Below are 12,759 nucleotides of genomic sequence, written 5' to 3'. Positions count from 1 at the left end.
GGGATTTCGGCTGCGGGCTCAGACGCCCGCGAATCGCCTCAACTTCAGACATTGACCGCCTTCCTTACCATGGGGAATTCCAGATAGAACGTCGTGCCCTGTCCGGGGCGGCTCTCCACGCGGATCTTCCCCGCGTGTTCCTGGATGATGCCGTAGGTGACCGACAGCCCCAGGCCGGTGCCGCGGGCCTGCCCGTCGCGGGGATTGTTCTTGGTGGTGAAGAACGGGTCGTAGATACGCTGGATGTGCTCGGGCGCGATCCCCGTTCCCGTATCCGTCACCGTCACCAGCACGCCACTCCCGTTGGAGGTCGTCACCGCCAGCGTGCCGCCGCCCACCATCGCGTCCTTGGCGTTCAGGAACAGGTTGAGGAACACTTGTTGCAGCTTCCCGGCGTTCCCATGGATGCGAGGAAGTTCCGAGGCCAGATCCGCCTGCACCTTGACCCGCGTGGTCTTCATCTGGTGATCGAGCAACGCCAGCGTGTCGGTGATGATCTTGTTGATGTCGATGTCGCTGAACTCGGTGCCGCTGGTGCGCGAGAAGTTGAGCAGGTTGTTCACGATCTCCGAGGCGCGGAACGTCTGCCGCGTGATCTTCTCCAGCAGTTCCGACTTCTTCTGCTCACCATGCAGCTGCTTCGCCAGCATCTGCGCGTAGGAACTTATGACCGCCAGCGGCGTGTTCACCTCGTGGGCCACGCCCGCGGCCAGCAGGCCGATCGACGACATCTTCTCCGCCTGCGCCAGTTGCGACTCCAGCCCGATGCGTTCCGTGATGTCGTCTACGATGATCAGGCGCCCGATCACCTGGAACCTCTTGCTGACCAGCGGCGCGATGGCGATGTTGGTGACGCGCGGCTCTCCCGCGGGCGTTTCCAGCCGGAACTTGTACAGGTTGTGGATGCCGGCGCTCTGCCGGAACCGGTAGAACTCCTCCACGAAGCTGGGGGCGAACACGTCCGCGATCCTCCGTCCCAGCGCCTCCGACCGGGACATCGCGTACATCACCTCCATCTGCGAGTTCCACGACTCGACTCGGTCCTCCAGGTCCACCGCCAGCACCCCCACGCTGATGGACTCGACGATGTTCTCGTTGAACTCCTTGAGGCGTTCGTACTCGCTCACCTTCTGCTCCAGCGACTCGTACAGGCGCGCGTTCTGGATGGCGATGCCGATGTATCCCGCCAGCGCCTCCAGCAATTCCACGTCCTCGCTGGAGAGGAAATCGCCTTCCATGGTCTTGCCCAGCCCGAGCGCCGCGATGATCCGGTTCTGCACCGTGCACGGGAGGTAGTAGTTCAGGTCCAGGAGCCGGATGGTGAACTGGACCGACCCCGTCTCGCGCACCACCGCGGCCGTGTTGTCGAAGAACAGGTGTGCCGAGGCGAACTCGGCGCGTTGCTCCGTCAGGAAGCTGAGGTCGAGGTCGCCGACCTCGGAAATGCCGAATGACTTGGCCAGCGTGAAACGCTCCGGGGTCTCGCCCGTCGCCAGGAATATGGCCACCCGGTCCACCAGCAGGGTGCGCGACAGGCGGTCGATCACCGAGGTCAGCATCTTGTCCAGATCGGTCTCGGAGCTCAGTTCGCGCCCGAATTCGATCAGCGTCCGCCGGTAGTCGTAGCGCTTCTTGTAGAAGGCCCTGTCCATGCGCTCCTGGATCCAGTTCTTGATCGGATCGAACAGGAGGGCGGTGATGATGATGGCCGCGATCAGGCCCGCCGGACCGGCGCTGGGCACGTTCTTGCGGATCAGTTCCGCCGTCAGGCCCACCGCGCCGAAGTACACGCCCACGATCGCCGCCGTGGCCAGCGTGTACGCCATGCCGCGCTTGAAAATGATGTCCACATCCATCAGGCGGTAGCGCACGATGGCGTAGCCGAAGGTCAGCGGCAGGAAGACCAGCGACAGCACGCTGATCTTCATGGCTTGCGTCGGCACTGCACCGTTCAGATAGGGCAGCACATAGAACAGCGTGAACGGAGCGATGGCCAGAATGGTGCCTCGCGTCACCCACTTCATCTGCTGGCGCACGATGGGCATGCTCACCCGCCGGTAGGTGTGCCAGAAAATGGCGGCTGCACCGCAGAACAGCAGCGCGAGGTACAGCATCTGCACGCGGTCCAGGTTCCAGCGCAGCATCTCGCTTGCCGGATGCGTGCGCAGCACCCACACGTGCAGCGCGCCCAGCAGGATCCCGGGGACGTACACGAAGGGGATCAGCCAAGCCCGCTTGCGCAGGAACTCCTTGGGCTCGGGGAAAGTCAGCGCGAAATGCAGGAACAGCGCGGGTTGCAGCAGCCAGGCAGCCACGTTGGTCCAGTAGATGATCTCGTCGAACTGGTTCAGCTTCCCCGTGTACTTGAAGGAATAGAAAATGAACGAGACCAGGCAGAAGCCGTAGAAGTGCATCGACTTCGGCGCGGTCCACCGTCGCAGCAGTACGTACAGCCCAATGCCCAGGTAGATGAGCGCGATCAGCCGCAGGCCCGCGTTCAGCGATTTATCGGTGGGCACCAGGATGATGGGCACTTCCAGGGGGACATCCTGGCGCACCAGCGAGTACGTGGCCTGGTTCCAGACCCCCGTTTTGTACATCTGGCGCACCAGTTGCACCGTGCTGGACACGGTGTGATTGTTGATGGCCGTCAGTTCGTCGCCGACCTTGATGCCGGCCCGCTGCGCGGGGCCTCCGGGATCCACCCGCTCGGCTCGCAGCCAGCCCTCGTGCTCCACCCACCACACGCCGTCGTAGGGGGTCTGGAAGTCTCGCTCTTTTTCGAAGTTGATGGCGGCGAAGATCGCCGCTGCGAGCGTGATAATCGCCAGCAGGATGGCGGAGAAACGGACTCGAAATTCCTTGGTCATCGGGCCCTGCGGGGCACGCGGATGCCTCGGATGGGCAGGCTCCGCCGTCTCCTGCAAGAGCACGTCGTTTACCACCACTGGCGCCATCGGTGTGCCGGTAACCTTAGGATATACCGTAAGTTACGTAATTATATGCGAACTCGTGCGCAGCTAATACAGATTTTGGAATTGCCCTCCTAAAATATGGATTCGCTGTGGAACTTGGAACCTGCCCAAGCTCTCTTTCGGTTGATAGAATTCGCCCGTGTCTAGCGACCTGAACCTGGAAGAGTTGAAGCGCCGCCTGCGCGAAGGCGACTACCTGGAGATCTCGACCGGCGGCGGCGCTTACGAAGTCTGGGCGGAGCCCTTTGCCTCTCCTCCTGCTGTCTACTACGAGGGGGAGAAGCACCCCATCGGAGAGCTCGACCGCATCGCGGAAAAGATCATGGGCGAGATGCGCAGCGGCGAGATCAGCTGCCGCTGGGTCGAAGACGACTAGAGTCATGGGCTTGCAAAAATGGGGGAGCATCAAAGCTCCCCCGAACAGAAGCAACAGAGGCGATACACTGGCTTAGAGGTTGGAACTGCTGCTGCGGTTGCCCAATCGGATCGGGTCAATTGATTGCCGGGTCATCGGGTCATTTGACTTAGGAGTTTTGCTGAGCTGATGACCCGTTGCCCCGATGATCCGATCGCCCAGTCCGCCGCCTCCGATCCAAGCCGTCGAAGAGTGTTGGGCCTCTCTCCCTGGCCACCGAATGCGCTACCTGTGCGCGGGCAGCGGACGTCCTCTCCTGCTCATCCACGGCTTGCTCGGCTACTCGTTTTCGTGGCGCTTCAATCTCGCCGAGTTTGCCCGGCACGCGACCGTCTATGCGGTCGATCTGCCGGGCACGGGTTTCTCCGACCGGGCGGTCCTGGACTGCTCCTTGCGCGCCACAGCGGAGCGCATGGCCCATTTTCTCGATCAGCTCGGCATCCGCGAGTTCGACCTGCTGGGCACTTCGCACGGTGGCGCCGTGGCCATGATGCTCGCCGCGCTCGACCCCAGGCGCGTGCGGCGGCTTGTTTTGCCCGCGCCCGCCAATCCCTGGTCATCCTACGGGCGCCGCCTCGCGCCGTTCCTCGCCAGCGTGCCCGCGCGTTTCCTCGTTCCGCATCTGGTGCGCAGCCGTAGCTTTCGCAACTTCCAGCTGCGCCGCATGTATGGAGACCCCGCCCGTATCTCACCCGGCACGCTGGAAGGCTACTCCGCACCCATCGCCATTCCCGGTACTACGGATCATGTGCTGCGCATCCTCGATGGCTGGAATGCCGGTCTGGAGGAAGTGCGCCGCATCCTGCCGACGATCGCCGACATCCCCACTCTGCTGCTTTGGGGCACGCGCGATGTCCCGGTGTCCTTCGCCTCGGCCCCTACCCTGCAAGCGCAGTTCCGCCGCGCCGAACTCGTGATCTTCGACGGCGCCGGTCACCTGACCTACGAGGAAATCCCCGACGCCTTCAACCGCGCCGTTCTCGACTTTCTAACACGCTGACACTTCCGCCCGCGCCGCCTGCCCTGTACTCTTGTCCCCACCCCTTATGGCGCAATGGCTCTTCGAGGTCCTGCGCAGTCACTTCGAGCAGTGGGGCTACTGGACGGTCGTCCTCGCCCTGCTCCTGGAGAACGCGGGCCTGCCCGTGCCCGGCGAGACCATCCTGCTCTTTGCCAGTTTCCTCGCCTACGACGAGCAGGAACTGCGCCTGCCGTACATCATCCTGGTGGGGACCATCGCCTGCACCCTGGGCGACAACATCGGCTACGCCATCGGTCACCGCGGCGGCCGTCCTCTGCTGGAGCGCTACAAGCACATCTTCCACATCCCCGACCGCACCATCCGCCGCGGGGAGCGGCTGTTCTCTCGCCACGGCAGCGTGACCATCTTTTTCGCCCGATTCGTTTTCGGTATGCGCATCATCGCCGGGCCGCTGGCGGGGGTTCTGCGCATGCCCTGGAAGCAGTTCGCGCTCTTCAACTTTCTCGGCGCCGCGACCTGGGTGACGGTCATCGCCTGCGTCGGATATTTCTTTGGCAGCGAATGGGAGGAACTGGTGCGCGTCCTCAAACACGTGAACTTGGGCGTGCTGATCTTCGTTGCTGTCCTGGTCGTGGTCTTGTGGTGGCGCCACCGCCGCCGCCTTGCCGCCGAGGACGACCGTTCCGCCGGCTGACAACTGGAAACCCCCGCACGCCGGTGCTAGGCTCAGGCTAAGGCGATGCGCGAGGCGATCAAATCTTTGTTCTCCGGCTTCGAGCGCGAGGTCTGGATCCGCTTCTTCGTGGCCCTGGGAGGCCTGTCGCTGGCCTTTGCCGCCGCCGTCTTTTCCACCGTCGCCCGGCGATCGGGAAATCTCTGGGCCACGGCCATCCTGGCCTCTTCCGCCCTGTTGGTGGCGGGTGTGGTGGCCATCACGACGGTCCCGTACCTGGCGCGGCGCGTAGCCATCACCCGCGTGCGCGATGCCTTCGACTACGACGTCACCCGCCAGGGCGTCGTGTACATGGTCCTGGTGCTGGTGATCGGCATCGCCGCCCTCAATACCGGCAACAACCTGCTGTTCATCATCGTCTCGGCAATGCTCGCCGCCATCCTGGTATCCGGCGTGGCCTCGGCGGGAGTGCTGCGCGGGCTGGAGATGGACGCCTCCATCCCCGACCACCTGTTTGCCGGCAACTCCGTGATGGGGCGCCTGACCCTGCGCAATACGCGCCGCCGCGTGCCCTCGTTCTCTGTCAGCATCGTTCCCCCCAGGCAACAGGCCGGCCGGCACTGGCGCTGGCGTCATTCCGTCTTTTCCTTTCCCCCCAACCGCCCGCGGGAGGAGCAGTGGATCCACTGGCCCGATATCTGGCTCCAGTTTGTGACCGTCTCCGCGCCCGAGTCCTCCATCTTTAGCGGGACGGTGTATTTTCCCTTCCTGCCGCCGCGCGCCGCCGTCGCTGCCGATGTTCAGCTCAAGTTCGACCGGCGCGGGCGCTATCGCCAGGAAGGCTTCGGCGTCGCCACCCGTTTTCCCTTCGCCTTCCTGACCAAGACGCGCCGAATCGAGCTGGCGCGCGAAGTCATCGCGTATCCCTCGGTCGAGCCGACGGACGAATTCTTCGAGGTGCTGCCCATGATCACGGGAGAATTCGAAGCCTTCATTCGCGGCCGCGGCCACGACCTGTACCTCATCCGCGACCACATGCCCGAGGATTCCGCCCGCCACGTGGACTGGAAGGCGACCGCCAAGTCCATGACCCTGAAGGTGCGCGAGTTCACCCGCGAGGACGAGCGCAAGCTGCGCATCGTCTTCGACAACCCCGCGCCCGGCATCGTTCCCAGCAAGGCCTATGAATCGGCGGTCGCGCTGGCCGCCTCCCTGGGTTGGCACTTCGCCGCTGAACCCGCCGACCTCTCCTTCGTCGCTCCCGGCTTTGCCAACTCGGATGTGTATGAGTTCTTGCGCTATCTCGCCCTGGTGCAACCGGCCGAAGGGCGCTCTGTGCTCGACAACCTTCAAGTGACCGACGACTACAACGTGGTGGTCACCTCGCGGGCCCGAGGCAGCATTCCCACCCAGCTCTGGGCTTCGTCGTACTTCATCTTCATGGAACAAGAATGACGCCGTTTCGCGGGCGTGAGCCAGGCGTTTGCCCGCGGGCGTCCTCCTGAGCGAGCCCAAGGTCTGGCGCGGACCACGCTCAAGCTCCTGCCCTTGTACTCTCCTCCCCTCCCGGGGTAGGATTCGCTCGGATGTCTGTCCTCCCATCCTGTGGCGAGAAAGCCAACCCTAAGGAGTACCCAGATGAAGCGGCACGCGTCCATCATCGCCCTTTGTTTCCTGCTGGTGCTCAGCGCCTGGGCACAGCAGAAGAAGAAGTCCTCATCTGCTTCTCCTACGATTTCTACCGGCACCGTGCTTCAGGTGCGGGTAATCGAAAACCTCTCCAGCGCCAGCGCGCAGGCCGGGCAGGTGTTCCACGGCACTCTCACTGAGCCTGTCGTGGTGGGCGGCAAGACGCTCTACGCCAAAGGCGCGGACGTCACCGGGCGTGTGGTCAGCGCTAAAGGGTCCGGCCGTCTCAACGCTCCGGGCATCCTGGTCTTGACGCTCACTTCCGTGTCCGATAGCGCCCACACCACCAAACTGAGGACCGACCCGTTTGAGATCAAGGGCCAGTCACACACCAAGAGCAACGTCACGAAGATCGGTGGCGGAGCGGCTGCGGGCGCCATCATCGGCGCCCTCGCCGGAGGCGGCAAGGGTGCTGCCATCGGCGCGGGCGTGGGCGCGGCGGCCGGCACCGGCGTGGCTGCGGCCACCGGCAAGAAGGAGGCCTCGGTCGAGTCCGAAGCCATCCTGTCCTGGAGGGTCGCCAGTTCGACGCCAGGCACCGCGGCGGCGAGGGCCCCGGTCCGCGAATTCAATGACACGGCGGCGGTTCCAACCGCGTTCGGCTCTCGTGACACGAGCGCGATCCGCACCTGCTTCACTCAACATGCGTCCGAACTCCCTCCGGGATTGGCCAAACGCGAGAGCCTGCCTCCCGGTCTGGAGCGCCAGGTGCAGCGTGGCGGGACTCTGCCGCCCGGATTGCAGAAGAAGGTCCAGCCCGTGCCTGAGGTCTGCGAGAGCCAGCTTTCGCCGCTGCCTCAGGGCTACCAGCGGGTGGTGTACGGTAACCGCGTCATGCTGATCGATTCCAAGAGTAAGATCATCGACGCTTTTAACCTCACGCAGTAGCTGCGGGTGCCGGCTGCTGCCCGCTGTCGGGCAGCAGCCGCCAATTTGGGACCATCCGTCGATGGAGCGGGTCAGTCGAGCGAATTACCTGGGGAGGAGACGATGGCAAAGGTCAAAGACGTGATCAAGGACCGCAAGACCTACACGGCGAATGCCGATCAAACCATCTTGGAAGCCGCACGATATATGGGCGAGCACAACATCGGAGCCATGCCGGTCTTGCGGGAAGGGAAGCTGGTCGGCATCTTTTCCGAGCGCGACATCATGAAACGCGTCGTCGCCGAAGCTCGCGATCCCCGTACCACCAAGGTCTCCGACGTCATGACCAAGGATCCCGTCACAGTGACTCTCGAAACCACCATCGATGAATGCATGGCGCTGATGGCCAAGCACAATTGCCGTCACTTGCCCATCTGCGAGAACGACAAGCTGTGGGGCCTGATCTCTTTGCGTGACGTCCTCATTCACGACGTCGCGGAGAAGGCCGACGAAGCGCGCCACCTCAAGGCCTACATCCACTCCTCCACGTAGCCGATCGCAGATCGCAGGTCAGGCGCTACAGGCCTGCACGCTGAAATCGCAAATCACAAGTTTCCGTTCTAGAATGACGCCTGGTTCCACCCATGCGCCTGCCTGACCTAGCCAAGCGACTCCGAAAGATCGTGGGCCGAGACGCGGTTCTCGACCGCGCCGAAGATCTCATGCTCTACGAGTACGACGCGGGGGTGGCGCGCGCCACGCCGGGCTTGGTTGTCTTTCCGCAGAGCACGGCGCACGTCTCCGCCATCGTCAAGCTGGCTTGCGAGGCGCAGGTTTCCATCGTTCCCCGTGGCGCCGGGACCGGCCTGAGCGGCGGCTCCATCTCGCGCGATGCCGGTATCGTCATGGTCTTTTCGCGCATGACCAAGATCCTCGAGATCGATCTTATGAATCTGCGCGCCGTCGTCCAGCCCGGCGTGGTCAACCTCGACCTCAGCGCCGCGGTCTTGCGCGACGGATACTACTTCGCCCCCGATCCGGCCAGCCAGCGCTCCTGCACGATCGGCGGTAACGTCGCCGAAAACTCGGGCGGGCCGCACACCCTCGCCTACGGCGTGACCGTGAACCATGTCACCGGCCTCGAAGTGGTCCTGGCCGACGGCCGGGTCGCGCACTTCGGCGGCAAAGCTGCCGACTCTGCCGGTTACGACCTGACCGGCTTCTTCGTTGGCTCCGAAGGCACGCTGGGCATCGTGACCGCCATCACGGTCAAGCTCACGCGGCTTTCGGAAGCGGTCTCCACCATGCTCGCCATCTACAACACGGTGGACGACGCCGCCAACACCGTCGTCGCGCTCACCGCCGAGGGCATCACGCCGGCCGCGCTCGAGATGCTCGACGGCTGGACCCTGCGCACCGTCGAGGAGGCTACCCACGCCGGCTACCCGCTCGATTCCGGCGCTGTCCTCCTGATCGAGGTGGAAGGCGTGCGCGAGTCGATTCCCGAGCAGGAGGCCGCGGTTAGCGAGGTCTGCCGCCAGCAGAACGCACGCGAGGTCCGCATCGCCAAGAACGAGAAGGAGCGGCAACTGCTCTGGGCCGGCCGCAAGAACGCCTTCGCCGCCATCGGCCGCATCTCGAATTCCTATTACACCCAGGACGGCGTCGTGCCCCGCACCAAGATCCCGGCTACGCTGCGCTTTATCGACGAGGTCGGGAAGAAGTACGGCTTCCGCATCGGCAACATCTTCCACGCCGGCGACGGCAACCTGCACCCCATCATCCTCTATGATGTGCGCGATCCCGGCCAGGTAGAGCGCGTGAAGCTGGTCAGCCACGACATCCTGAAGTGGTGCGTGGATGTCGGCGGTTCCATCACCGGCGAGCACGGCGTCGGCCTCGAGAAGCAGAACATGATGCCGCTGATGTTCACTCAGGACGACCTGGAGATCATGGGGCGCCTGCGCCTGGCCATCAACCCGACAGGCACCCTGAACCCCGCGAAGATCCTGCCGACGACCCTCGGTTGCGGCGAGATCAACATCGCGCGTGCCAAGCCTGCCGGAGCGCGCGCATGAGCTCCGCTTCGCCTGCCGCCGCCCTCGGCGCGGAGCTGGCCGCCATCGTCGGCGACGCCCACGTGCTCGACCAGGAAGCCGCCGTTTGCGCCGCCGCCATCGACGGCGTGTTGCCCGCGGCGGTGGCTTCTCCCGGTTCGGCCGAAGAGATCGCCGCCGTTCTGAGACTGGCCTCGGCGCGGCAGTGGACGGTCGTTCCCGTCGGCGCCTTGCACGAGCAAGCGGTCGGTTTTACCCCGGAGCGCGTGGACGTCGTCCTCAGCACTCGCCGTTTGAACGCCATCGATCACTACGATCCCGCCGACCTCACCATCGGAGTCGGCGCCGGAGCGAAGCTTGGCGACGTATTCCGCGCCGTCGGCGAGCGCCGGCAGATCCTGCCCATCGATCCGCCGCACGCCGACGAGCGCACCGTGGGCGGCGTGATGGCTGCCGCGTCCTCCGGTCCCCTCAAGCACGGTTACGGCGGCGTGCGCGAATTCTGCATCGGTGTGAAGTTCGTGACCGGCGACGGCAAGGTCGGCCGTGGCGGCGGCCGTGTGGTCAAGAACGTCGCCGGCTACGACCTGATGAAGCTGATGATCGGCAGTTGGGGCACGCTCGGCGTCATCGTCGGCGCGAGTTTCAAAGTCTTTCCCCGGCCGCGCCAGACGCGCACTTTCGTTCTCGACTTCCTGCTCAGCGGCGGGGCTGTCCAGTTCCGCGACCGCCTGATGAGATCGCCCCTGCCGTTCCTCGCCGTCGACCTCCTGTCGCCGCGCGCCTCCGAGTACGTTGCCGGCATGCAGTCGCAGAATTGGCGTCTGCTCCTGCGCGCCGCCGGAAGCGACGCCGTGCTCGCCCGCTACCGCACCGAACTCGGCCACTACATCGTCGGGGATTTCGATGGTGCGGACGAAGAGAAGCTGTGGCTCGCCGTCTCCGATTTTCCGGAGAGCGTGCTCGCCCGTCACCGCAACGCGATGCTCATGAACATCAACGTCCCGCCCGAGTCGCTGGGGGTGGTCGTTTCTTCCGCGGAGCGCGCTGGCATCGAGAACAACTTCCTGCCCGCCGTCATGGGCCGCGGCGGTATCGGCTCGCTGGTGGTTGCGTTCATTCCCATCGCCGTGGATCCGCCTGCGGCCGTGCAGTACGTGAACGCGGCCTCGGCCTTTCGCTCCGGCCTGACCGCGGATTCCTCCGCCGCCGTCGTGCGCTGCCCCCGCGAGGCCAAGCGCCACTTCCATGTCTGGGGTGACACGCCCACCGATCTCAGCATGATGCGCACCATCAAGCAGGCGCTCGATCCCGCCGGCGTCCTCAATCGCGGGAGGTTCCTGCTGTGAGCGCACCCGCCGTGAACCACGCGCCTGCCGGGGAAAAGCACTCTCAATTCACCTCGTCCGATCGTCCGACCTGGGATCTCTACTCGCAGTGCATCCATTGCGGGCTTTGCCTGAACCATTGCCCGACCTATCGGATCCTGGGCACGGAGATGGATTCTCCCCGCGGCCGCATCTACCAGGTGCTCCTGGTGGACGAAGGCCGGCTCACGATCGCCGATTCTTTCGTCACCCACCTCGATCGCTGCCTGGGCTGCCGCGCCTGCGAGACCGCCTGCCCTTCCGGCGTGCATTACGGCCGCATCCTGGAGCGCGCCCGCACCGAGATCGAGCAGAACTACCGCCGCCCGTTGCTGGCGCGCTTACTCCGCCGCTATTTCTACACCCGCGTCCTGCGTGACAACGGTGAACTCGCGCGCATGGCACGGCTGCTCCGCTGGTATCAGCGGACGCGCCTGGACAAGCTGGTGCGCGCCACCGGCATCCTGAAGCTGGTCGGGCTGGCCGATGTCGAGAAGCTCGCGCCGCCCGTGGACGGAGATTTCTTCTTCAGCGAGTTCGGCATGATGTTTCCCGCCATCGGCGAGCGCCGCGCCCGCGTCGCGCTGCTCGGCGGCTGCATCGCCAGCGTCGCTTTTTCCGAGCTGAACCGCGCCACCATCCGCGTGCTGCGGCAGAACGGCGTCGAGGTCCACGTCCCGGAAGGGCAGCGCTGCTGCGGTGCTCTTCAGGCGCACGGCGGATACTTGGAAGAGGCGCGCCGCAATGCCCGCCGTAACGTAAACGTTTTTCTCTCCGGCGACTTCGACGCCATCGTCACCAATGCGGCGGGTTGTGGCGCCACGCTCAAGGAGTACGGCGACCTGCTCGGAAACGATCCGGAGTACGCACAAAAAGCGTCCCAATTCGCGGCCAAAGTGAAGGACGTCGCCGAGTTCCTCTCTGGAATAGGGCTCCGTGCGCCGCGCTTCAAGGTCGGCAAGCGCGTGACCTATCAGGACCCGTGCCACCTTGCGCACGGACAGAAGGTCCGCAGTGCGCCGCGCGAGCTTCTGGAAGCCGCGGGCGCCGACCTGGTCGAGATGCGCCATCCCGACTGGTGCTGCGGCAGCGCCGGCACTTACAACGTCACCCAGCAGGAGCTGGCGTCGCAAGTCCTGACGGTCAAGATGGACGAGGTGAGCGAGACCAGGGCCGACATCATCGTCACGGCGAACGTCGGCTGCATGCTCCAGCTCCGCGCCGGGGTCGCGCAGCGCGGCCTCAGCATGGAAGTGAAGCACGTCATCGAACTGCTCGACGGCGTGTACTAGACCAGCTTTTCCGCCTTGGCGACGTCGGAAACGCCCATTACGATCAGCGCGCGGTTCTCGCCCTTCACGATCGACCCGTAGGCGTACTCAATGTTGATGCCGGCGTCGCCCAACTTGCGCGTCACCTTGCCCAGCGCGCCCGGGCGATCTCCCAGGCGGATGGCGATCGCCTCTTCTTCCTTGTAGGGGATGCCGAGCTGATCGAGCACCCTGCGCGCGGTTCCGACCGGCGTCGCCACCATGCGGATCCCGCCAGGCTGGTCGTGCGAAGCCATGATGGCCGTGATGTTGACCGCTCTCTTTGCCAGTTCCGAGCAGATGCGCGCCAGCGTCCCCGGCTTGTGCTCGGCCAGCACCAGCAACTGCGTGACTCGTGCCATCGATCCCTCCTGAATGGGCAGGAAGTCTGCGGCAGCTAGCAGCCGGAGTCAAGGAATTCCCT

11 protein-coding genes are annotated in these 12,759 nt (G+C 64.6%); 9 read left to right on the top strand and 2 right to left on the bottom strand.

What is annotated here, in order from left to right; genetic code table 11:
- Positions 1 to 44: 44 nt before the first annotated feature.
- Positions 45 to 2,870, bottom strand: coding sequence for a GAF domain-containing protein (locus tag LAN37_02755; GenBank protein MBZ5646126.1), 2,826 nt, complete (start codon positions 2,868 to 2,870; stop codon positions 45 to 47).
- 244 nt (positions 2,871 to 3,114) lie between these two features.
- On the opposite strand from LAN37_02755, the gene LAN37_02750 reads away from it, so the two are divergent.
- The 9 genes from LAN37_02750 (at position 3,115) to LAN37_02710 (ending at position 12,317) form a co-directional block, all read left to right on the top strand.
- Positions 3,115 to 3,351 carry a hypothetical protein gene (locus tag LAN37_02750; GenBank protein MBZ5646125.1) on the top strand — a complete coding sequence of 79 codons (237 nt, stop codon included), beginning with the start codon at positions 3,115 to 3,117 and terminating at the stop codon, positions 3,349 to 3,351.
- A 259-nt stretch (positions 3,352 to 3,610) separates the two neighbouring features.
- Positions 3,611 to 4,390, top strand: coding sequence for an alpha/beta fold hydrolase (locus tag LAN37_02745; GenBank protein ID MBZ5646124.1), 780 nt, complete (start codon positions 3,611 to 3,613; stop codon positions 4,388 to 4,390).
- 46 nt (positions 4,391 to 4,436) lie between these two features.
- On the top strand, positions 4,437 to 5,066 hold the full coding sequence (locus LAN37_02740; GenBank protein MBZ5646123.1) for a DedA family protein: 630 nt from the start codon (positions 4,437 to 4,439) through the stop codon (positions 5,064 to 5,066).
- 45 nt (positions 5,067 to 5,111) lie between these two features.
- Entirely contained in the window at positions 5,112 to 6,500 is a 1,389-nt protein-coding gene (locus tag LAN37_02735; GenBank protein ID MBZ5646122.1) for a DUF58 domain-containing protein, read from the top strand.
- A gap of 183 nt (positions 6,501 to 6,683) precedes the next feature.
- Positions 6,684 to 7,622 carry a hypothetical protein gene (locus LAN37_02730; protein MBZ5646121.1) on the top strand — a complete coding sequence of 313 codons (939 nt, stop codon included), beginning with the start codon at positions 6,684 to 6,686 and terminating at the stop codon, positions 7,620 to 7,622.
- Between the two features lie 102 nt (positions 7,623 to 7,724).
- Positions 7,725 to 8,153: a CBS domain-containing protein gene (locus LAN37_02725; protein MBZ5646120.1), complete on the top strand. Its 429-nt coding sequence runs from the start codon at positions 7,725 to 7,727 to the stop codon at positions 8,151 to 8,153.
- A 92-nt stretch (positions 8,154 to 8,245) separates the two neighbouring features.
- The gene (locus tag LAN37_02720) at positions 8,246 to 9,679 is read left to right on the top strand and encodes an FAD-binding protein (protein MBZ5646119.1); all 1,434 of its coding nucleotides are present in this window, start codon (positions 8,246 to 8,248) and stop codon (positions 9,677 to 9,679) included.
- A complete protein-coding gene (locus tag LAN37_02715) occupies positions 9,676 to 11,007 on the top strand; it encodes an FAD-binding oxidoreductase (GenBank protein ID MBZ5646118.1) in 1,332 nt (443 codons plus the stop codon). The genes LAN37_02720 and LAN37_02715 overlap by 4 nt, the downstream gene beginning before the upstream one ends.
- On the top strand, positions 11,004 to 12,317 hold the full coding sequence (locus tag LAN37_02710; GenBank protein ID MBZ5646117.1) for a 4Fe-4S dicluster domain-containing protein: 1,314 nt from the start codon (positions 11,004 to 11,006) through the stop codon (positions 12,315 to 12,317). The genes LAN37_02715 and LAN37_02710 overlap by 4 nt, the downstream gene beginning before the upstream one ends.
- Here LAN37_02710 and LAN37_02705 read toward each other — a convergent pair.
- Positions 12,314 to 12,697, bottom strand: a complete 384-nt coding sequence (locus LAN37_02705; protein MBZ5646116.1) for an ACT domain-containing protein — start codon at positions 12,695 to 12,697, stop codon at positions 12,314 to 12,316. The two genes, LAN37_02710 and LAN37_02705, sit on opposite strands and share 4 nt — an antisense overlap.
- Positions 12,698 to 12,759: the final 62 nt, after the last annotated feature.

This window comes from Terriglobia bacterium, assembly GCA_020073495.1.
In the GTDB taxonomy this organism is placed as follows: domain Bacteria; phylum Acidobacteriota; class Terriglobia; order Terriglobales; family Acidobacteriaceae; genus JAIQFD01.
This window is presented reverse-complemented; position numbering and strand designations above follow the sequence as displayed.

Excerpts from the sequence above, each read along its gene's own strand:
- LAN37_02755 (MBZ5646126.1), bottom strand. The coding sequence starts at position 2,870 with ATGACCAAGGAATTTCGAGTCCGTTTCTCCGCCATCCTGCTGGCGATT.
- LAN37_02745 (MBZ5646124.1), top strand. The coding sequence starts at position 3,611 with ATGCGCTACCTGTGCGCGGGCAGCGGACGTCCTCTCCTGCTCATCCAC.
- LAN37_02740 (MBZ5646123.1), top strand. The coding sequence starts at position 4,437 with ATGGCGCAATGGCTCTTCGAGGTCCTGCGCAGTCACTTCGAGCAGTGG.
- LAN37_02735 (MBZ5646122.1), top strand. The coding sequence starts at position 5,112 with ATGCGCGAGGCGATCAAATCTTTGTTCTCCGGCTTCGAGCGCGAGGTC.
- LAN37_02730 (MBZ5646121.1), top strand. The coding sequence starts at position 6,684 with ATGAAGCGGCACGCGTCCATCATCGCCCTTTGTTTCCTGCTGGTGCTC.
- LAN37_02725 (MBZ5646120.1), top strand. The coding sequence starts at position 7,725 with ATGGCAAAGGTCAAAGACGTGATCAAGGACCGCAAGACCTACACGGCG.
- LAN37_02720 (MBZ5646119.1), top strand. The coding sequence starts at position 8,246 with ATGCGCCTGCCTGACCTAGCCAAGCGACTCCGAAAGATCGTGGGCCGA.
- LAN37_02715 (MBZ5646118.1), top strand. The coding sequence starts at position 9,676 with ATGAGCTCCGCTTCGCCTGCCGCCGCCCTCGGCGCGGAGCTGGCCGCC.
- LAN37_02705 (MBZ5646116.1), bottom strand. The coding sequence starts at position 12,697 with ATGGCACGAGTCACGCAGTTGCTGGTGCTGGCCGAGCACAAGCCGGGG.